At 48.8% G+C, this 20853-nt stretch carries 20 protein-coding genes; 8 read left to right on the top strand and 12 right to left on the bottom strand.

Annotated elements, in window-relative coordinates; all coding sequences use genetic code 11:
* Nucleotides 1-155 precede the first annotated feature (155 nt).
* The 4 genes from A8O23_RS17765 to A8O23_RS17750 all read left to right on the top strand — a co-directional run bounded on the left by A8O23_RS17765 (nucleotide 156) and on the right by A8O23_RS17750 (nucleotide 2569).
* Nucleotides 156-911 (top strand): Crp/Fnr family transcriptional regulator, encoded by a 756-nt coding sequence (locus A8O23_RS17765; protein WP_066624264.1) that lies wholly within the window; start codon nucleotides 156-158, stop codon nucleotides 909-911.
* Nucleotides 895-1551 (top strand): CatA-like O-acetyltransferase, encoded by a 657-nt coding sequence (locus tag A8O23_RS17760; RefSeq protein ID WP_066624262.1) that lies wholly within the window; start codon nucleotides 895-897, stop codon nucleotides 1549-1551. The genes A8O23_RS17765 and A8O23_RS17760 overlap by 17 nt, the downstream gene beginning before the upstream one ends.
* A 60-nt stretch (nucleotides 1552-1611) precedes the next feature.
* Nucleotides 1612-2172: a GNAT family N-acetyltransferase gene (locus A8O23_RS17755; protein ID WP_066624260.1), complete on the top strand. Its 561-nt coding sequence runs from the start codon at nucleotides 1612-1614 to the stop codon at nucleotides 2170-2172.
* Between the two features lie 142 nt (nucleotides 2173-2314).
* On the top strand, nucleotides 2315-2569 hold the full coding sequence (locus A8O23_RS17750; protein WP_239693439.1) for a hypothetical protein: 255 nt from the start codon (nucleotides 2315-2317) through the stop codon (nucleotides 2567-2569).
* A 91-nt stretch (nucleotides 2570-2660) separates the two neighbouring features.
* On the opposite strand, the gene A8O23_RS17745 is transcribed toward A8O23_RS17750, so the two are convergent.
* From A8O23_RS17745 to A8O23_RS17735, 3 genes are all read right to left on the bottom strand, one after another.
* The gene (locus A8O23_RS17745) at nucleotides 2661-3746 is read right to left on the bottom strand and encodes a fatty acid desaturase family protein (protein ID WP_066624255.1); all 1086 of its coding nucleotides are present in this window, start codon (nucleotides 3744-3746) and stop codon (nucleotides 2661-2663) included.
* Nucleotides 3747-4020: 274 nt separating this feature from the next.
* On the bottom strand, nucleotides 4021-4959 hold the full coding sequence (locus A8O23_RS17740) for an alpha/beta hydrolase (protein WP_066624252.1): 939 nt from the start codon (nucleotides 4957-4959) through the stop codon (nucleotides 4021-4023).
* Nucleotides 4960-5064: 105 nt separating this feature from the next.
* A complete protein-coding gene (locus A8O23_RS17735) occupies nucleotides 5065-5571 on the bottom strand; it encodes a DinB family protein (RefSeq protein WP_066624250.1) in 507 nt (168 codons plus the stop codon).
* 266 nt (nucleotides 5572-5837) lie between these two features.
* On the opposite strand from A8O23_RS17735, the gene A8O23_RS21930 reads away from it, so the two are divergent.
* Nucleotides 5838-6041 (top strand): hypothetical protein, encoded by a 204-nt coding sequence (locus tag A8O23_RS21930; RefSeq protein WP_239693438.1) that lies wholly within the window; start codon nucleotides 5838-5840, stop codon nucleotides 6039-6041.
* A gap of 160 nt (nucleotides 6042-6201) precedes the next feature.
* The gene (locus A8O23_RS21925) at nucleotides 6202-6357 is read left to right on the top strand and encodes a hypothetical protein (RefSeq protein WP_239693437.1); all 156 of its coding nucleotides are present in this window, start codon (nucleotides 6202-6204) and stop codon (nucleotides 6355-6357) included.
* Nucleotides 6358-6548: 191 nt separating this feature from the next.
* Here the strand turns inward: A8O23_RS21925 and A8O23_RS17725 are convergent, their stop codons facing one another.
* The 9 genes from A8O23_RS17725 to A8O23_RS17685 form a co-directional block, all read right to left on the bottom strand.
* Entirely contained in the window at nucleotides 6549-7214 is a 666-nt protein-coding gene (locus A8O23_RS17725) for a hypothetical protein (RefSeq protein WP_066624248.1), read from the bottom strand.
* A 64-nt stretch (nucleotides 7215-7278) separates the two neighbouring features.
* Entirely contained in the window at nucleotides 7279-12267 is a 4989-nt protein-coding gene (locus tag A8O23_RS17720; protein WP_066624246.1) for a DNA repair ATPase, read from the bottom strand.
* Between the two features lie 595 nt (nucleotides 12268-12862).
* Complete coding sequence (locus A8O23_RS17715; protein ID WP_066624244.1) at nucleotides 12863-13549, bottom strand: hypothetical protein; 687 nt, start codon at nucleotides 13547-13549, stop codon at nucleotides 12863-12865.
* 624 nt (nucleotides 13550-14173) lie between these two features.
* Nucleotides 14174-16345 (bottom strand): flotillin family protein, encoded by a 2172-nt coding sequence (locus A8O23_RS17710; RefSeq protein WP_066624241.1) that lies wholly within the window; start codon nucleotides 16343-16345, stop codon nucleotides 14174-14176.
* Nucleotides 16346-16356: 11 nt separating this feature from the next.
* Entirely contained in the window at nucleotides 16357-16989 is a 633-nt protein-coding gene (locus tag A8O23_RS17705) for an OB-fold-containig protein (protein WP_066624239.1), read from the bottom strand.
* A 100-nt stretch (nucleotides 16990-17089) separates the two neighbouring features.
* Nucleotides 17090-17281: a hypothetical protein gene (locus A8O23_RS21655; RefSeq protein ID WP_066624237.1), complete on the bottom strand. Its 192-nt coding sequence runs from the start codon at nucleotides 17279-17281 to the stop codon at nucleotides 17090-17092.
* Nucleotides 17282-17621: 340 nt separating this feature from the next.
* Complete coding sequence (locus tag A8O23_RS17695) at nucleotides 17622-18356, bottom strand: PspA/IM30 family protein (RefSeq protein ID WP_066624229.1); 735 nt, start codon at nucleotides 18354-18356, stop codon at nucleotides 17622-17624.
* An 11-nt stretch (nucleotides 18357-18367) separates the two neighbouring features.
* Nucleotides 18368-18766, bottom strand: a complete 399-nt coding sequence (locus A8O23_RS17690; protein ID WP_066624222.1) for a YbjN domain-containing protein — start codon at nucleotides 18764-18766, stop codon at nucleotides 18368-18370.
* Between the two features lie 45 nt (nucleotides 18767-18811).
* A complete protein-coding gene (locus A8O23_RS17685; RefSeq protein ID WP_066624219.1) occupies nucleotides 18812-19030 on the bottom strand; it encodes a hypothetical protein in 219 nt (72 codons plus the stop codon).
* 308 nt (nucleotides 19031-19338) lie between these two features.
* Here A8O23_RS17685 and A8O23_RS17680 point away from each other — a divergent pair, with 308 nt between their 5' ends.
* Complete coding sequence (locus tag A8O23_RS17680; protein WP_074988429.1) at nucleotides 19339-20115, top strand: XRE family transcriptional regulator; 777 nt, start codon at nucleotides 19339-19341, stop codon at nucleotides 20113-20115.
* Nucleotides 20116-20280: 165 nt separating this feature from the next.
* Complete coding sequence (locus A8O23_RS17675; RefSeq protein WP_066624213.1) at nucleotides 20281-20745, top strand: phospholipase D-like domain-containing protein; 465 nt, start codon at nucleotides 20281-20283, stop codon at nucleotides 20743-20745.
* Nucleotides 20746-20853 lie beyond the last annotated feature (108 nt).

Genomic DNA, 20853 nt, shown 5'->3' with positions numbered 1-20853 from the left:
GGTTGGGTTTGTTCAAGTTCTAACTTACAAATTACCGATAGAAGATAAAAGTAAAAGCTATTAAGCGGCCAATATTACCTATATGAAGCACTACCTTGGCAGAGAAAGCAGGTATTGGGGCGTTAAAATTCTACCTTTCATAACCATCAAGGAGCATGTACCCTTTCATTTTTAAAGTCATTAATTCAGAGCAGACAAATGTCCTTTCAGCCACCGAGCCAATGGCGTATGTTTGTGCCATGGAAGAGCATTTCTATACCGAATACCGAACAAAAATTACTTTGTTCATGCAGGCGCATACGGCTCTGCAGGCGCAGTACCACATTACAGAGGTGCACGCGCAGGCGCAACAGGTTCTGTTAAAACAGGGGGCTGCGCCGAAGGGGGTATTTATTATTGCCTCCGGACTGGTAAAGGTAACGCGCACTACTGCCACCGGCCAATCATTTACCTTGGGTGTGTTTGGTCCCGGCGAGGTAGAGGGCGACGTGGAAGCCATTATGCACATGCCCTACTTCTGCACCGTGCAGGCGCTCACCAACTGCACCTTCTACCACATTAGCTCCCTGCAGTTTCTGAAGATGCTGGCCCAGGAGCCAGACTTCAACCTGCTCGTGCACCGGTCTATGGCCTCTAAGCTGCTCAACACCTCGTTGCAGACTTCTATCCAAAGCACCAATCGTCTCATCTACACCCTGCTTATTGTGCTGCGCGAGCTCTCCCGGCTGAACGAACTGCAAATTACCAAAGCTTTGCTGACCGAGCTGCTGGGCACCTCGCAACGTAACCTGAACCGTTTACTGGCTCAACTAGAAGAAGAAAACCTAATTACAGTAACTGGGGCCGCGGTGACCCAAATGAACCGCCGCGACATTGAAAAAAGAATAGAAATTTATGACTTCGAAGTATAACCACCAACCTATTGCCCTGGAGGGTTGGGACCGTGAAGAGCAGTTCCGCTTCTTTAGCACTTTTACGCAGCCATTCTTTAATGTGCACACCGAGGTAGACATCACCCCTCTTTACCATTATTGCCAACGTCACCAGCTATCGGTATTTCTGGCGTATCTGTACGTGACTTTAGAGGCTGCCCGCTCCGTTGAGAACTTCCGGCTACGCCTGCAGAACAACGGGGTGGTGCTGTATGAGGGCTTAGACCTTTCTACCACCATTCTAAAAAACAACCAAACCATTGCCTTTGTAAGCTTGCCTTACCAGGAAACCCTGCTGGAGTTCAGCTCCAACGCCCGGCAAATTATTAATGAGGCCAAAGAGAGCAAGAACCTGTTTATCGGCTATCAAGGGGCTGATTTGCTACATCTCACCACCTTGCCCTGGTTTAAGTTCAACGGCATGGAGCATGCCTTTTCCGTGAACCCGCAGGAGGCGGGAATTCCTAAGATTGCGTACGGACGGCTTGAGGTGCTGCCAGACAAAGTAACTCTGCCCCTGAGCGTAGCCCTGCATCACGCCCTAGCCGATGGTTACCACCTGCACCTGTTTCTACAGCAAATGCAGGGCTATATCAATGCTTTCAGCTTTGTTGATTAAGATTCTGACATAATCTAAATTTCGCTAAATTACTGACTGCAAATATTTAGCACCTATACCATGGAGGCATCCGCTATTCTACAGGCCACCGCTTTTCCTGAATTGAAAACAGAAAGGCTGTTACTTCGCCAGTTCAAACAATCTGATCTAGAAAATGTATTCCTGGGCCTTTCCCACCCAGACGTGATCAAGTACTATGGCGTCAACTACACCAGCCTGGAAGACACCCAGCGGCAATTAGACTGGTTCTGGGAAAACGAGCAGAACCAAACTGGTATCTGGTGGGCCGTTTGCTCGCCAGATAACCAAGTCTTTTATGGCGGCGGCGGCCTGAGCAGCATGAGCCTAGAGCACCGAAAAGCCGAGATTGGTTTCTGGCTTTTGCCTGAGTACTGGGGAAAAGGCATCATGCCAGAGGCCATGCCCCTTATTTTCGACTACGCTTTTCAGCAACTGAACCTTCACCGCATTGAGGGGCTGGTGGAGTCTGACAACGACATCTGCAAAAAAGCGGTGCGTAAATTAAATTTCATTCATGAGGGCACCATGGTAGACTGCGAAATGAAAAATGGTCGCTTTATCAGCATTGATATTTTCGCCAAGTTTAATACCTACAATTAAGTTCAGCCGCACTTAAACTTAAAACCTGTTTCAGGCCTGTTTTCAGAAAATCAGTCCTGAAACAGGTTTTGTTGTTTAGTCTCCTACCTTTTGCCACTGGATTGCGTTACACCTTTTCAGACAATACTCACGCTCACTTTACATGAAAAGTATGACCCAACGGGAAGTAACCGACCAAGACAACCTCACCTGGACCTGCGTGCAGGCGTATGCGGGCTTAAATGACAAGGCAGCCGACAAAGCCACTGAGCTGGCTGAAACGGATGAAGGCAAAGTAACCGTGGTGTGCACGCCCAGCGGCCAAGCCCAAACCGTGCGGCTAGAGGTGCCAGTAAACTGGCTAAGTAATCTCTCTGACAAAGAACTGGTTCAACAAATACAGCAAGCCAGAAAGTAGAATAGCAAGACCAGGAAGCTGAGAAACAGAAAAGCCGTTTTGCTGATTTAAAAAAATCAGGCCCAAAACGGCTTTTCTGTTATTTTTAAGTTTACCGCTGCAGCAATACTGGCTGCAAAGCCAGTTGCCGTAAATGCGCTATGTGCGAAAGTATGGCTGTTCTGGTTTTAGGAAACTCGTTGTACGCTACCCCAAATTCGGCGCAAGCCTCTTTAATGATTTTACTTATTTCAGGATAATGCACGTGCGAGATGCGGGGGAACAAGTGGTGCTCAATCTGAAAGTTCAGTCCGCCCGTTAACCAAGACACAATCTTGTTTTTGGTAGCAAAGTTGGCAGTTGTTTTAAGCTGGTGCAATGCCCACTCATCTTCTATTTTGTTCGAAGGCTGAGCCGGCATAGGAAAATGGGCGTGTTCTACTGTGTGCGCTAACTGGAAAACGATGCTCAACACCAAGCCGGTAAACATACCGTACACCAGAAAACCTATTAACCAAGGCAAAAAGCCAACGGTGTAAATCGGTAGCACTACAAAAAGCATAAAGTGCAACACTTTAAAGCCCCAGAAAGAAAGGTGCTCCTTGGTGCTCATTTTTTTGATTGGAATGTCACCTACCTTTTGGGTGAAGTACTTCACGTAATCGGTGAAGAATATCCAGTAGATGTACAGCATAGAGTAGGCACCCCAGAAATAATAATGCTGGTAGCGGTGAATTTTCAGGTGTTCCTGGTTTTCGCACAGGCGAAGAAAAGGACGGGCATCAAGGTCATCGTCTACGCCATCAATATTAGTGTAGGTGTGGTGAATGATGTTGTGCTTGGTGGTCCACATGTGGATGTTCGCGCCTAGCATGTTCAATGATAAGCCAGCTAGTTCATTCACCCACTTCTTCTTACTGAAGCTTCCGTGGCCACCGTCGTGCATCACGTTAAACCCTATGGCAGCCGTTACGCCGCCCATTACAATGCATTCTATCAGAGCCAACCAAACAGGAGGCGTAAAGAATACCAAGTGAGTGTACAGCAGCACCATGCTGCTCAGCAACACGGCGGCTTTGGTGTATAGTTTATAGTTACCGGTGGGGTGTGTACCTATTTCTTCAAAATAGGCATTGGTGCGGCGCTTTAATTCAGAATAAAAAGAATTAGCTGGCGCTATGAATTTTGGTGTGGCCATATGTGACAATTAAAGTTGAAAAAGGCTATAGAGCTATCTCAACGGTAATCGCCAATCAAATCCATAACATCTTGGCAAGGTAACGCTTTCTACGTAAGTATTAATTCCGAAATCCGAAAAACAGCTTCTAATATTAGCTTATACGGCCTCGGCAACTACTATATTTGAACGTTTCCAACTTTAAGTTGGCTTCAGCAGCTGTTTTATCTGATGGAGCACCTCAGCACCTACTCCACCACACGAATGCTTCAGTTTATTTTATAGAAACTAAAACCTATTTACTTTTTACCTGCGGGAGCAGATTATTGCTGGCCATCCAATGGAGGCAGCGGTCAAACCACAGATCTTGCGTGGTTTTATTGATCAGCCCAAACCCGTGACCGCCATTTTGGTAAACATGCAGCTCAGCGGGAATTTTGTGCTGGAGCAGCGCCTGGTAAAAAAGTAGGCTATTTTGCACGGGAACCGATTTGTCATCTGTGGCATGTACCAGAAAGGTAGGCGGTGTATCAGGTGTTACCTGTAAGTCATTAGAGAATTGCTTTCGTTTGTCAGCAGACGCTTTCTTGCCCAGCAGCAAATTGAAAGAGCCTCGGTGGGTAATAGTGGTATCGCTGCTGATAACGGGGTATACCAACACCATAAAATCTGGCCGCAATGAAAGTTTTTCTGGGTTAGGAATGGCCTCACGCATAAAGTGGGTACCAGCTGTTGAGGCCAAATGTCCACCTGCCGAGAAGCCCATGATCCCCACTCGCTTTGGGTCCACCTGCCACTCCTTCGCAAGTTTGCGAACGGTTAAAAGTGCCTGTTGGGCATCTTGCAACGGAGCCAGCTCTGGCTGAGGTGACACGGCCGAGTCTGGTAAGCGGTACTTTAACACGAAGGCTGCCACTCCCTGCTCTGCAAATTTCCTGGCTACATCAGTTCCTTCGTGGCTAAAAGCCAGTTTGGTGTAGCCGCCGCCCGGGCATATTACCACTGCCGTTCCGTTGCCCTTTCCTTTAGCCGGCAGAAAAACAGTTAATGTAGGCTTTCTTACGTTGGTAATGCTTTGACTTTTGTTTGGCCTTACCTCCAGCTTCTCTTCGTCAGTGCCCGGAAGTTGGTTGGGGATTTCACCTGGGTATAAATTAATTTCAAGTGGTTTGTCTTGTGCCAAGCTTGTAAGGGATAAAAATCCTGCTACGAAAAGAAGAAGAAGTGTTTTCATGTAATGCGCTGGAAGTTTACTTAATCTGGCAGAAGCCGTTTTTAGCCTATTTTCTGTAAAACAGGTCAAAAACGGCTTCTGCAGAATTTATAGAAAGTGAATTTTTTAAATATTCATTCCTTCATCGGCTGAAGGCCCGTACATGCCCGGCACTGGTACATCTAGCAGTCTTAGATATACGCTCAACTGTCCGCGGTGGTGAATGATGTGGTTCATAGCTAAAGTCCGGATAATGGCTTGCTTGGGCAAAGACACGATTACGTGTTCTCCGTGGCGAAGCGTCCAGGATTTCCCCATCTCCACCACATTAGTTTCGTTTAAAGCCTTTACCGCCCCTTGATACGTTTTATCATACAATTGCATCAGCTCCGCATGGGTGGTACCACTAAATGGCACATACTTTTCCTTGCTGAAATCATGCTCATCCGACAGAATAGCCCTTGTGATGAATAGGCCCGGTAGCTCGGCCACGTGCGCCGCCAAATCTCTCAATGAGGTGCTTTTAGCATGAGGCTTCCAGTCAAAATGTTCTTCAGGCACGCGCTCCAGCATTTTTTTGGTATTGGCTGCTTCCTGCTCAAACTGCCGCAGTAGTTTGTGGTTTAACTCCATAGTTTATTGTGTTTGTAAGGGTTGGTACCGTAAGATAGAAAAAAGTTATGGAGTGGTAAAATAGAGCCAAGAGTAATTAGCCTGAATATGAAGTAATTCACCCCATCAAAGGTTGTTGTTGTTGTTGGTGGTGGTGGTGGTGGTTCGAAGTTGTGCGTAGAGTTAGCGCAGCACTCTACGCACTGCCCGACAGCCAATCTCCCGATTGGCGTTACACGTAGAACTAAGCAAACGAGCCTACTATGCTACAGCCCCGCCCCTACCATATGCAGAACTTAGAAGGCATGTACTTTGTCACCTTCTCGGTAGTTTTCTGGATAGACGTATTCATTAGAGCCAGATACAAAGAAATATTCGTGGAAAGCCTGAAGTTCTGCATCCAACACAAAGGACTACAAGTTCACGCTTGGTGCCTTATGAGCAGTCACGTTCACCTCATCATCTCAACAAAAGAGCCCAATCCTGCGTGACCTGAAAAAGTATACAGCCCAGCAAATCATCCGTACCATAGAAGAAAGTAGTTTTGAAAGCCGACAGGAATGGCTCCTGGACAAATTTGCCTACGCCGCCAAAAGCAACAGCCGAAACACCAGTTACCAGTTTTGGCAGCAAAGCAATCATGCAGAAGAATTGCTTTGCAATACTTTTATAGACCAAAAGCTCCAGTATATCCACCAGAATCCGATGAAAGACGGTTGGGTGGAAGAACCAGAGCATTACCTGTACAGCAGTGCCCGAGATTATGCCGGATTGAGAGGGCTGGTGCCGGTAGTGCTGATTGAGTAGTTGAGGATTGCTAGTAACGCCAATCGGGAGATTGGCTATCCGGTAAGTGCTTAGAGCGCTGCGCTAACTCTACGCACAACTATTTGCGAGCAGGATTTGCGGATCAATTGAAACAATTGGCTATGCTCTAGCCACTACTTCGACAGTTGTTGTTTTGAATAGAGTTAGCGCAGCACTTTGCCAATCCACTCCTATTCATTAAGAATGCGGTTAATTTCTTTGTACTTAATAAGCACTCCAACAGTAAAAGCAAAAATGATAGCTAAAAAGATAGCACTACCTGTACTAATGGAGAGTTCCCTTTCATAGAGCACATAAAGATGTACTATTATACTTACTACAGCGCCAACTATACAAAATCTGAGATACCATCTAATATCTTCTGCCTGTTCAATGTCAAATTCCTTACTTCTTAACTCTTCAAAGGCTTTTTGCTTCGGCGTTGCCAATTTCCAGCTCTTGCCTACTCTCAGGTCAAAGAGTTGGGCAATCCAACCTTCCACTTCTCTGAAATTAGCCATCTCGAAATCCAGAAACTGAAAAGTTCTTCCATCAGAGGCTTTAAGTTTCAAAAATTTATAGGTGACTTTCCCGCTCACATAATCCCATTGAAAACCTAAGATTTCATTGAAGTTGTACATTCTTTTTTGAAGAAGAAAGGGATGAAGAATGGTAACCAATTGTCTGTCTTTATCAATTGTAATTACCTTAGCCCATTTCATTATTGCAGCGATTCCCCCTAGGAACAACAACAGCAAAACAAACGCAGCCACGGTAGCAACATTTAGTTCTAACTTGCCTTCTTCAATTGCTTTTTTAAAAACGTAAAAAGGAGCAGCCCCAAAAGCAGCCAGCATCAATATGCTGAATGCAATGGTTAACAACCTAAACCTCGTTTTCACCTTCAATTAAATTGCTCCTTTAATTAGCCAGCGGACCACCCGATGCAGGTAATACCTGCTCCACCTTCCGCTCCCCCAACACCTGCTTAATCCCGGCCAATCCCTCTGAAATGTTCTCCATCTGCGCCAGCACCTGCCCTACCTGGTTACCATCTCCAAAACCTTTGAGCTTGTTATTCCGCACGAAGGCGGCTTTGATGTCTTCCCAGCGCTGGTTTTCCTCAGGGGTGGCCACACCAATGAGCTGTTTAAACTTGAGCATGTTGGCCTCGGCACCCGTGGTCAGGGTTTGGGACTCTGATTGGTAGTGCGACAAAATGAGCGTGTGCAGTTCCTGGTCGTTCATGATGGGCATGACCTTTTCGGCCAGCTTATTCATGTTGCGGTACGAACCCTGCATTTTGAACGGAGGCTCGGTGCGGTACTCGTCGGCTTGGGCGGCGGAGCGGATGTACTCCAGGTTCACCTTTAGAATTACGTTTCTGATGGACAAAAGCTTTTTAATCACGGTCACGTATTCGCTGATTTCGGCGGCGGTGTGGTTGCCTTCTAGTTCCATGCCTTCGCTGTTACCGGTTTCGGCCAGTTTCACCAGTGCGTACACGTCTTTCTGGCTCTTGGTGCTCAGTTTCGCCAGCACTGCGTTAGAGGTGAGGGAGTTCTCTAGGTAACTCAGCTTGAACACATCTTCTGTATCACCGATGATGTCGCCAAGGTTGTAGATGTCGGCGCGGTTGGCGAGCATGTCGGGGATGCGGAATTTGTCGCCCGTTTCGGTGTAGGGGTTACCGGCCATGACCACACACACTTTCTTGCCCCGGAAATCATAGGTACGGCTGCGGCCCTTGTACACACCCTCAATCTTACGCTGGGCATCGCAGAGCGAGATGAATTTCTGCAGGAACTCGGGGTTGCAGTGCTGGATGTCATCCAGGTAAATCATGACGTTGTCGCCCATCTCGAAGGACAGGTTCAGCTTCTCCAGTTCCTCACGGGCGGCGGCGTTAGGGGCCTCCGTAGGGTCCAGCGCCGTGACTTGGTGCCCAATGGCGGGGCCGTTGATTTTCATAAAGATGATGCCCAAACAGTTGGCGATGTACTCCATGAGCGTGGTCTTGCCGTAACCCGGCGGCGACAGCAACAGCAACATGCCCATAAGGTCGGTGCGCTTGGTCTCGCCCGCGGTGCCCATCTGCTTAGCCAGATTCGCGCCGATTAGCGGCAAATACACCTGGTCAATCAGCTTGTTCCGCACGAAAGAGGACATCACCCGCGGCTTGAATTCTTGTAAGCGCAGTTCTTCCTCAAACGAAACCGTCATCTGGTGCTTGAGCGTGTGGAAGGCCTTGTACTGGGACACCACGTGGGTTTCGTAATGGCTTAGTTTCTGCTGGAACTGGTGGAAATGCAACGGATATTGCTGTTCCTGCAACAGCGGGTGACTGCCCTGCATTCCCGCCAGCGTTTCGCGCAGGTTGGCGTGCACCAGGTGGGTCGGTTTCAATTCTTTTAACAGCAACAGCACCGAAGCTTCGGGTACATATTCCAAATCCTCTGTCCGGCTGGCTTGCGTCAGGAACGCCTTGAGCCAATGTTGCATCAGTTCAAACCGCTCTATTTGGCTTTCCTCCAGCGCCTTGGCTGAAGACTCAAACAAGCTCCAGGCTTTCTTTTCGGTGAGGTACTGGTGGAAGTCGTGCACCAGTTCCGCCGCCTGAGCGCTGGAAATAAAATGGTCGCCGCGGGTTAATTCATAGAACAGGTATTCGCCAGCGGCTTCGGCATTGGCCTCGGGTAGCAAACCAGTTTCTAGTTGGAAGGCTTGGAGCTCGCGCTGCAAGTCCTGTTTAATGGCATCGAACTGGTGTGTCTCAGGGAAGACCTGCAGGATGGCGCCCACACCTTTGAGTTGGTGATGGAAAAGCTGTTTTTGGCCTTCTTTCGCGAAAACAGCCCAAAAAAGACGGGCGGCGGCGCGGTCAATGGCGGGGTAACGGAGCAAGTCGGCGGTCTTGAAGAGGCGCACCAGAGCGCTCACAATCAGGGCCGCGTCATGGTCGTGCACGCCTTTGAGGTAGCCCTCATTGAAGCGCACGGCCATGAACTTTTGCACGTACGTGGTCAGCTCCTCGGTGCGGAGCTTGTGCAGTTCGTCCAGGGTCAACAAATGCAGGCTTCCTTCCGAAGCTTCGGCTGCAGAAGGCACGTTCTTCGCCTGTTGCGCGGCCTGCAGAATCTGGAAGGCCAGGTACTCGGCGCGGTACACCTGGTTGTTCTCCGAGATGAGTGATTGCTCCCACACGGGGCGGTAGCTCACAAAACGTTCATCGGTAATTTTTTCAAAGAAGCTGGTGCCCGTGAGATGGTAGTACATGGCATCGTCGCGGTGCACGATGCTGAGTTCCAGCGGCTGGGTGTTTACAGTGAAGTGGTGCGTGCCGAACTTGAGCACGTTCTGCCCGTCCACGAACAGCTCGCTCTTGTCTTTGAGTTGGCGCACGGCGTCTTCGCGCAGCGTTTTCAGGCGGCTCTGGATGGAATCGGCTTTCACGGTGTCGCCCATGGCCAGGAGCTCTTCCACGGTGGTGCGCACCTTCTCCATCATCAAATCAGAGGCGAAGTAACCGTTGATTTCGGCCACGGTGCCTAGCTTGCTCAGGCGACTCTGCACGGCTTTCAGAATGCGGTCGGCGGCCTGTTGTAGGGTGGTGGCGCGTTTGTTCCGGGCCTCCTGCAACGCTACTTTTTTGCTTTCAAACGCGCTGTAAATCTCCTCGCGTTTATCGGCTATTATTTCTAAAAAGGCGTCAAACTCCGAGAAACGGCCTTCCAGTTCCTCCAGTTGCACCATGAGTTTGGTGAGGTACTCATCGCACTTTTGGGGGGTGTCACACACATCCAGAAAGTTGATGACGCTCTGGCTGATGAGCTTGATTTGGGCATTGAACTCGGCCTGGCCTTCGGAGCTCAACAAGTCCTGCCTCTTGCGTTTGAGGGTAGCTTTGGTTTTGTTGAACGAGGCGTAGATAGTAGAAATGGCATCTACGATACGTGTGGTCTGGGTCGCGTCTTCAATCTTGAGGTTGCTCACAATCTCAATCAGCATCTCCAGCTCGGCACTTACGCCCGAGATTTCCTTTTCGGTGGCATCGGCCTCCACTACTTTGCCAATCTGGTCTATGCCTGCTGTGATTTGGGCCACGCGTTGTTCATAGGGCACCAGCGCATCGGGCTTCAACAAGAAGTCAACGGTTTGGTTCGCCAGGTCCTGGCTGAAACTCTGCAGCTGTGCCTCGTACGTTTCAATGCGCGCCACATCGGCGTAGCGCAGTTCTTTCAAAGAAATGACCTCGCCCCGCACCGAGCGCAGTTCGGCCAATGACTTCACGTAGTCGTTGATGTGGCCCGCGCTCTGCATCTTTAAGCGGGAAATCAAGGCATCGGCGGTGCCGAGTACCTGTTCCACCTGGGCCTGGGTGCTCCTCCTGATGCTGATGACCTTCTCAAATTCCTCAACCGCCGCGGTGGCCGTCTGGCGGATGGCCGCAAGAGGCTGCGCCAGTTCAAACGTCTCCTTTTTATCCAGCCAGTGATAGCTATCGAGCAAATCGGTCGTGAGCTTGATGAGGTCCAGGTACAGGTTGTCGTAGGAATCCTCCTTGTTGACCAAGGTGAGAATCTCGGTACACTCGGCCATGGCCCGCACAATTTCCTTGTTGCCTATTTTGTACAGGAAACTCTCTTTGGTGACGGGAATAGTGTAGTTGGAGCCAATGTACGGCGTTTGCCAAATCTGGAGGGCGTGGTGCTTTTTGGGTTCCTCGTCACCTCTAAAATAGCACAGTTCGCCATTTTCGTAGATGGCGTAGCCGTGGCAGATAATGGGGCTTTCTATTTTCTGGGTAATCAGGTTGTAGCTCAACAGCAAGTACACCCCGCTTTGCTTGTTGTAGAAGACATACAGGAAATCTTCGCCGTTGGGCGAGGCGATGCGCTTCTCAAACAGCATGTCCTGCAGGCCGTTGTCGAAACTCTTGAACTCGCCCGTCTGCAGGTAGTAGCCGTAGGCGTAGATGATGCCTTGGTCTTCGGGCAGGAACACGCAGCAATCCTGGATGGCATCTATGCGGCGCGCCTCCTTCAGCTTGGCGTTGTAGACAATGTAGCGGTAGTTGTTCTCGCGGTACGGCTTGATTTTTAGCAAAATCAAATTGCCGATGAGGGCGTAGTACAGCTCCGAGTCGTCCAGCGTCTGGTCTTTGTCCTCCACGGGCTCCGCGTAAATGCCCTGCCCCGACTCGGTGTTATCCTCTACTTTAATGGTCAAATCCCCGCCGATTGTTTCCACGAACACCTTGTCCTCAATTGAAATGTGCGGGTGCTTTCCTGGGCGGTGCGCCTCGCGGGTCACCCGCTTCCAGGCGAAATCGTGCTGATTGGGGAAGGTGTATTCGTGGTCGGAGCGATTGTCTAAGTACGTGAGTTTGCCTGCCTGCAGCGCCCATTTAAACGTCTTGATGTCATTTAAGCCTTTTCCAATGCGGAACACCATGAACAGGTGCACGCCTTGCACGGCGAACTTCACAAACTGCGTGTTCTTGTAGTACTTGTACAGCTTCTGAAATTCGTCCTGAAAGGTGGCGTGATTAATCAGCTCCAGCGACTGGTGGTGGAACTGATGGTTCTCATAGGTGTACACGCTGAACACATCGCTCAGCTCTACCTCGGTCTTCAGCCCCAAATGCACATTGTACCCAAACAACAGCTGTTCCCCCACGGGCACCATGTCATAGGGCACACAGTTGTGCTCGGTGGTCACCCGCTCCGTAGCCAGCAACTTCGTCTCAATCGCCCCGAAGACTTCTTTCCGCTCATGGTTCAGCTGGTCCAGCAATGCCCGCAGTTCGCCCCCGCTTTTGCTTAAGCGGTTGCGCAGGACTTCATAGGTGCCGCCTTCCAGTTGAACGGGAGGGGTGGTTTCTGAGGCTGAGGGAGATGTTGGGTTCATGGCAGGAAATGGGACTACTTGAGGGATAACGGTATTGTTTTAGGCTTGTTTTTCTGAAAACAGGCTTGAAACGCAGTTGGTGGAGACGCTCGCAGGTCCTTCGGACGCTACGAGGTCAGGTACTTTTCTGGTTATGTATGATGCTTTTTTCCGTTTGGTTCGCATTCCCGATACTCCCCCTTTGAAGGGGGCGAAGGGGGATGTTTACACAGGAGGACACGCATTGCAATTACTTTTAAGGTCATTCCGAGTGTAGCCGAGGAAACTTACGTTCCCAATTCACAAGAAGGGCATTATCACCGTTTACTACTTGGTTTGGCTTGTGCTTTTCATTGGCTTATGACATTTGTTAATCAAAATCTAGCACCGAAAACGAGAAGGTTTCCTCGGCAGCTAGGCTGGCTCTTTTTGGCTCTCGCCTCAAGAATGCCCAGAATGACGATATGGAGCTTTAAAAATTTAACACAATGCGTACCCTCCTGTGTAAACATCCCCCTGCCCCCTTCAAAGGGGGAGTATCAGGAATGCGTACTTTTTCATCAGTTTTTAGCCGGTTTTCTATCTGAACCCTTTTCAAGTGACAACGGCTTGCTCCTTACACCGCCATGCGCTTGCGCAGCTCTGCCAGCTCCTGCTTCAGATCTTCTACTTTGTTGGCTTCGGACTGCATTTCGCGCTTTAGCTTGATCTCGCGCTCACGTGAGGCTGTTTTGTAGTCTTTCAGTTCCTGGTCTAATTCTTCGTAAGCTTTGATTTTTTGTTGGGTAACGCTGTTGCTGTTCTTGAACATGAAGGCAAAAACGGCAGCCATGGCACCTAAGCCAACAATAATTGCCAAGCTAATAACCACGTACAGCTGCTTGTCCATGTCCAGCCCCAGAACCGACAAGTGGCTTATATCATGGTCAAATTGCTGAAGCTGCTGCTCTTTTTTGGCATTGTCCTGCTGCAGGGCCTGTACTTGTGCTTTCTGGACTTCCAGTTCTTTCTGTGTTTTCTCCAGAGCCACAGCGGTTTCTTTGCCGGCGTTCTTAATGCTTTGTTCCCGTACTTTCAGGGTATCCTGCACGCTTTTCAGAAAAGCTTCCAAACGGCTTTCCCGAACTACTCTATAATCATGGCCAAATTCTTTGTAAGGCGAAGAACTGAACTTCATGGAGTTAAACTGCTGCTGCAAAGTATAGGCAGAGCGGTTTTGGGCGGGGGCAGCCGTTTGCGTCTGGGCCAAGCCCGAAGTCACCACAACAGCACAAAAAATCAGAGAAAGGGTTAAGGCTTTCATACGCAAATGAATAAATGTCAATAAATTTTACCTGTGAAAATAAAATTACTGATTTCCCCTGAAGGGCGAAAGACAAAACCTCGGTCTTTTTCATTTACCCTTTAAAATACCGTGGGAGTCCCAATAAAAGTGGTTTCTCTTCTGTTTTAGGTCTCCTTTTCTGAATTTTACCCGGAAACAGGGTTTGGAATGCGTGGACACTCCTGTGTAAACATCCCCCTTCGCCCCCTTCAAAGGGTAGGGCCGTTAAGTTCTCCGCTGTTCGGGATTTGCAATCCCGAACTTGAGTATCCTGCGGGTTTGCAATCTGCGGGTTTGCAATCCGCGGCTTTTCCGTTTTATGGCGCAGCAACGGGGATTACAAATCCCCTAGATACCCGATTCCGGATTGCAAATCCGGAAGAGCAACCTCTTATGGTGAGAATTTAACAGCCTTACCCCTTCAAAGAGGGAGTATCAGGAATGCGTGCTTCTTGAAGAAAGTCACCACGAATATCTGGTTGCCCAATAGACCTGCCAGTGTCTGTGCCAACTGCGTTTTTAGCCTATTTTCTCAAAAACAGCTCCAAAACTTTCCCCTGCTTTCCTCTCTCCCGAACCGGAAGAGAGGAAATTTTGAGGAAATTAGTTCAGCGTGTATACCGGCTTGTCACCCAAACCTAAGGCAGTAGCCGTGGAAGTTAGTTCTTTCAGGGTGTTGGCGGTGGCGTCATCCAGCGTTTTCTGCTGCATCATTTTCAGGAGCAGGGCAGACACGCTCAAATTGCGCACATCTTCGGTGTCCATACCGAACTGCGTGATGAAGCGCTGAAGGTTGGCTTTGAAGTCGATGTGGCCGTTGCCGTCTTTCTGGAAGAAGGCGTCTTTCACGGTGCCCAGCACTTCGCTATTGGTGACCAGGCGGTCTACTTGCTTGCCTTTGGTGATGGAGCCTACAATCTGGTCGAAGAACATGGTCTCACCGCCTACAATATCAATTTTAGCAGCTTTCAACGCTTCAGCGATCACAGAGGCCTGAGATGCGGCAATTTCTTTCTGGATGTCAATGTGGGCCAGTTCAATGGCTTTGTCTTTCTCCAGACGGAGCTTGAATTCTTCGTGCTCTTTGCCCACGCCATCCAGCTTCTTCATGGCATCTGCTTTTTCTTCTATGCCTTTGGCTTCTACGGCAAACTTCTCGCCGCTCACACGGGCTTCGGCTAAACCACGTTTCTCTTCGGCGGCAGCCAGGTTGGCTACAATAGAAGCGTCGGCCAAACCCTTCTCTTGCGTTACTTTGGCAGCTACCATTCCTAATTTCTCATCAGCTTCGGCCTGGGCCTCGGCTTTGGCTTTGATTGCCTTGGCAGTGGCAATGGCTTGCATTTCCATCACGGCGGCTTCTGATTCGCCTACTTTCTCCTGGGCGGCAGCTTTCGCTTCCATTACCTGAGCTTCAGAGAGGCCTATGGCGGCAGCCTCGGCGGCGGTGGCCTCGGCCATTAGTTTTATAGCTTGGGCACGGTTCAATGAGGCTTCTTTTTCTGCTTCAGAATCAATGAGCATCTGCTTGGCCTTGAATTCAGCGGCAGTACGGGCAGCTTCGGCTCCCTTAATCTCTTTCACCAAGGCTTCTTCGGCTTCCATCTCCGCATTTTTAATGGCGACGGCTTTCACCCGGTCGGCTTCAGCCAAGGCTTTGGTGTCTTTGATTTTCTCTTCCTCTTCCACCACTGCCTTTTCTACCACCACGCGCTCTTTGATGATAGCCTGAATATTTTTGCGCTCTTCCTCAATGGCCTTCTCCTTTTCAATTTGGGCCAATGCCACAATGCGCTGCATTTCGTTTTCTTCCAGCATTTTGGCTTGCTCCACGCGAACGGTTTCTACGGCATCGGTGCGTTGCTTACTGCGCTCAGCTACCAATACCTGACGGTCACGGTTTTGCTCTGAAATCTGTACTTCTTCATCGGTGGCAATGCGGGCCCGCTCGGCTATCATGCGCTGCTCCTGGGTTACTTTCTCAATCTCGGCGGCCTCTCTGGCTTTGATGCTGGCAATCTCGCGGCGCTGCTTTTCTTCGTTCTCCGCTAGCTGTTTCTCCAGTTCCAGAATGGTTTCCTGCGCCTCTACATTTTGCTTCTTAATGGTCTTTTCTTTCTCGCGCTCAATAAGGTTGGCCTGTACTTTTTGCCGGGCGGTGAGGTCAATGATCTTCTTGATACCCTCGGCGTCTAAGATATTATTCTCGTTCAGGCTGCTGAGCGGAGTCTGCTCCAAGTAGTCAATGGCGCAGTCGTCTAGCACGTAGCCGTTCAGGTCGGTGCCGATGGTTTGCAGAATCTGGCGCTTGAAATCGTCGCGGCTCTGGTACAGCTCCACAAAATCAAAGTGCTTGCCTACCGTTTTCAGGGCCTCAGAGAACTTAGCATCAAAGAGGCTTTCTAGGGCGGTAGGGTCAGAGGCGCGTTTACAGCCAATGCTCTGGGCCACCTGCACCACGTCTTCGGCGGTTTTGTTTACCCGCACAAAGAAATTCACCTTGATATCGGCCCGCATGTTGTCTTTACACACCAGACCTTCTGACCCGGTACGCGCTATGACAATGGTTTTGAGTGTGATGTCCATCATCTCCAGTTTGTGGATGATCGGCACCACGAAAATACCGGAGAAAGACACTTTGGTATCGCCCATACCGGTACGTACCAGTGCCTCGCCTTGAATGGCCTTCCGGTACATCTTTATGATGATGACGAAGACCCCAAAGACCACCAGCGCAATGAGCACGGTGGAGGTAAGCGTAATTGCTTCAAACATAAAATAGAGGGTTAAAGAGTTTGATAAGGTTCTATTAAATAAAGATTGGTTTCAGGTAGGTATTCTATAACCAGGGCGGTATCGCCTTTCTGCACCAGATGCCCCTGGCTTGTTCTCACATTCAGAAGCAAGGGAGATCCTTTGGTGCGCACTGAGGCCTGCCCAGTTTGCTGGTGATTGGCAGGCAGTAGAATGGTACAGGTCTGGCCAATGATCACCTGATTTGACTCTCCGTCCTTTTCCATGGCGTCAAACAATTTCACGAAGGGCCAGGTCATAAATTTAGAGAGCACCAGGCACACTAGCATGAGCGGTAAAATAAGCACAAGCCCCAGCCAAATATCCTGCGTACCTAACAAATAGTTTACAGATACCGAGAGCACCCAATAAGGCAGCGCAAAGAACGTAAGGAAGAACATGAGCGGCACTTTGCCCAGGTTAAAGAAAGCCAACGCGGAGTTCAGCCAAGCCACAGATGAAACGCCATCGGTATCGGTGTTTACATTGGTTTCAAATTCAATATCAAAGGAACTGATGTCAAACACGCCCAGAATAACAGTTACCCAATACAGCATCACGAAGATGAGTAAGCCCGTGGCAAAGACATTGGCTGGGGCTACGGCGGCTTGTAAAAGTTCTTCCATACGCAATCTGTTTCTCTTTCTAAATCTACAAATTCCTACACACTTCTAAAGACATTTATGGGCTCTTGCTGAAAATTTTCACAGGCAAGGCGCCCTTGCCTTATGGAATCCACTTAGCAGGCAGCAGTTCTACCAGAACAGTCTGCCACATTTCAGCGCTGACAGAGGCCACTGTCATCTTTACCTCTGTAAAGATTGGCCACACCGCCAATACCTCTTGGTCTACTCCACTTCCACCCGTCATTACCCAAATACCAATCGCTGCAGATAACATGAATCCTATTTTTCCCATCTTGAAAGGAGTTTTGAGTTAAAAGTTATGAGTTAAGAGTTGCTGATCTTTTCGTTTTAGAGCTGTTTTGTGAAAATCAGGCCTAAAACGGGTGGTAAGCGAGTTGTTTGGCCAGCAGTTTTGCTTCCTTTGGTATCTAGAAAACCTTTATTACTGTTCAGGATTTGCAACCCCCTTCAGTGACCAAATCAGGAACTGCCGGCACTGAGATTTCAAAACCCAGAGCAGTAACTCCCGGATTGCAAATCCGGAAGAGCGGACAGCGGATTTCTAAATTAACCACCACGCAATTCTTGTTTTTGGCTTTGTTTTCAGAAAAACAGGCCTAAAACGCATTTGGCTATTCCTGTTCTGAGGGCTTCTCTGGTTCTGGCATGAGACCGAGCTTTGCTTTCAGGGCTGCCACGCTTTGGGCTGATCTCTGGGCAGCGCTGACATCCAGCGCCTGGTCTATTTCCTGATCAAGGGAGCGGCTTTCCTGAACCATTTCTCCGTAAGACTCTGCCAAGGACTCCTCCACCGCTACTTTCTGCTTCATGCGCTCCAGCAGAGCCACCGTACCGGAAGAATCTATCTGAGCCAGCTGCTTGTTCATGGTTTTGGTGGCGTTGCTCACCGTTACCCTTGACTTAAGCACCCGCAGCTCGTTTTCCCATTTACTGATGGTGCTTTTCAGGGCCTGCACGTTTTGCTCCATTTGCGCTACCGTTTTCTCAAAGCTGGTCAGTTCGTTTTGTGAGGCGGCAGAAAGTTGGCTGCACTCTTCCTTGCGGGCCAGGGCCTCACCCGCCAAGCGGTCAGCCTCGGCAGAATTTAAATCGCCTTGGTGAGCCCGCTGCAACAGCTGCACAGCTTTGTTTTCATAGTCCCTGGCTTTCCGGCGGTGCGCCTCTGCCTCGTTCCGGGCCCTGATGGCCATGGCCTTTACCTCGCCCAGCGCCAGAAGACTCTTGTCCAGATCTTCGCGCATGTCTCTTATGCCTTGCTCCGTCAGTTTAATGGGGTCTTCCAGCTGGTTAACCGCGGCATGCGCTTCGGCCTGGCCTATTTTTAGAATGCGTTGCAGAATATTCATGGTAGGTAGGGTTAGTTTTTAGAGAATTTGATGAGTTGGTCAGAGTACTCGCTCAGCAAGAGCGCCAGGGAGTTCAAAGAAGCTTCAATTTCGTGCAGGTCAAGCTTAGCCATTTGCAGGGTGTCCCGGAAAATGAGCCGGCGACCGCTCTCATCCAGTACAAAAGCCCCGTGTATGATGTCTCGGTTTTTCTGGAGCAGGTTTTGGCAAATTTCTACCGTTACATGGGGTAATTCCATCAGGTACTGCTCCATAATCAGGAGCGGGTCTGTGCAGCCCAGCACCAGGTTTTTAATGCCCAGACTTTCTTTATCCACTACCAACACACAATCTTGCTCGTCTTGGTGAGTAATCTCAAAGTCCAGTTCCAGCAAATAATTTTTGACTATCAGAAAGTAGTTTTTTTTCATATCCTATTTATGATTCAATATAAAAGTGGCAGCGTTCGCTTTGTTTTAACTGTAGGATTCTTTGCTTGGGGCTATCTTTTTTAGAAGATACCGGACCAACGTGTACACCACCGCCCAAGATAAAACATCTATAAGCAGGTTAACCGAGAACATCTCTTTGCTAAAGAAGTCATATTGAAAGCCCAGGGCGGCATGCCCTATCTTTACAACAAGGTAAGTGATAGTGAGCGAAACAAAATCAAATAATCTGCTGCCTGGTTTCATAGTAACTGGTCTCAATGGTTGAATGCTTTGTGTTGAATGTCTGTTGCCTGGCTTAACTTCTGAAACCACTCAAGAAAAAAGGAATCTTAATTTCCCCTCTCCGTTCCACTGCTCATAATCCTGACCACTCTATCTACTTTTCTTCTTGTCATCCGGCACAAGTCAAATTCTTCAAAACGCCTGCTACTGCTCATACTTATAGCCATTTTCAAAATATCTTCTTAACTTGCCCTGAATTCGAAGGCAATTATACTACAAAAAATAGATTAGCTCAAAATTGTAGCACAAATATTTTTAAAATATTTTTCATGTCGAGCATCGGGAAGAACATCAAGAAGATCAGGACAGTCAAGAATTTGAGCCAAGCTGCTTTTGCGCAACTCTTTGATTTAGCGCGACCTAGCGTGGGTGCCTATGAAGAGGGCCGCTCTGAACCCAAAATTGAAACGTTGGTGCAAATTGCCCGTCATTTCGGCATAAGCCTTGATTTACTTATCACCAAAGAGCTAACCGTCAATGATTTATACGGTTTCGATATCTTTAAAAGAAATAAAGAGCAGGAACAACTGCTAATAAAAGTAGCAGAGGAGACAGCCGCCCCCGTGTATAGAGCCGCGTTGGTAATGGCTAACCAGCAGGAAGAGTATTTCGTGCGGCGGCAAGAGACACAGTTTATCAATGGCCTTCCCTCGCTCATTTTGCCAGGTGAACCCCAAATGCTGCACCGCGCCTTTGAACATACCGGTTCTGAAATGCAGTACCAGCAATACGGTCTTCGACACGGTGATATTCTCTATTGCTCTGCCACTCCCTTAGATGCAAGTCAGCTGAAGCTAAATGAGGTGTATGTAATAGTTACCCAAACTAAACTGACCGCCCGCCGATTGCAGGGCCTTACCGAAGAAAACAACCTCCTGCTCAAAGCTGATAACCCAGACTACGACCACCTTACCGTTCCGGCAGATGAAATTCTGGAGATCTGGCACGTAGACGGCATGTACAGTACGTATCTAAAGTCACCTTCCTCGGTTGAGGAGCGGCTCACACGACTGGAAAGCCTGGTGAGAAAACTAATGACAGAATGAAGTTAATTGACTGACAACTACATATTGCGTTTTAGGCCTGTTTTTAGAAAATAAGCCCTGAAACAGCAAAAATGCTTGAATGACTACGCTTTAACTACAGTCTGCTTCTGTTGCTTGTAAATTGTTGCAATTCTTCTCTTCTTCCCTAAAATATACCCTACAGTTATGTTGTTCCGGACTTCTACCGTTGAAACAGGTGTTTTCTTTAGCCCCGGCGATGAATGCTTACAAGCTATTCTGAAGTTTATAAAAGGCGCACAGGCCTCTTTGAAAATCTGCGTGTTCACCATCTCTGATGACCGTATTTCAAAAGCCATTGTGGAGGCATATGAGCGGGGCGTAGAGGTACTGCTGCTTACCGACAACGAGAAACTCTATGACAAGGGCTCTGATATTAGGGATTTGGCGGCCGCGGGGCTGGAGATAAGGGTAGATAATACCCACAACCACATGCACCATAAATTTGCCATTGCAGATAACCGGCATGTGCTCACCGGCTCTTACAACTGGACCCGCAGCGCAGCCCTCTACAACCACGAGAACATTCTGATCACTTCAGACAAGCATACTGCTGTAGCGTATTGCCAGGAGTTTGACAGATTGTGGAAAGAAATGGTGCCGTTTGAATAAGCCGCAAATTCAGGAATGAAATTCTGTTTTGGGCCTGTTTTCTTCAAAATAAGGCAAAAACAGGATTTACCCCAAATACAGAGTAGCCTCAAAGAGTTGTTGGCAGAG

The sequence above is a fragment of the Rufibacter roseus genome, from assembly GCF_001647285.1.
In the GTDB taxonomy this organism is placed as follows: Bacteria; Bacteroidota; Bacteroidia; order Cytophagales; family Hymenobacteraceae; genus Nibribacter; species Nibribacter roseus.
The sequence above is the reverse complement of the archived record's forward strand: the minus strand, read 5'-3'. Positions and strand labels throughout refer to the sequence as shown.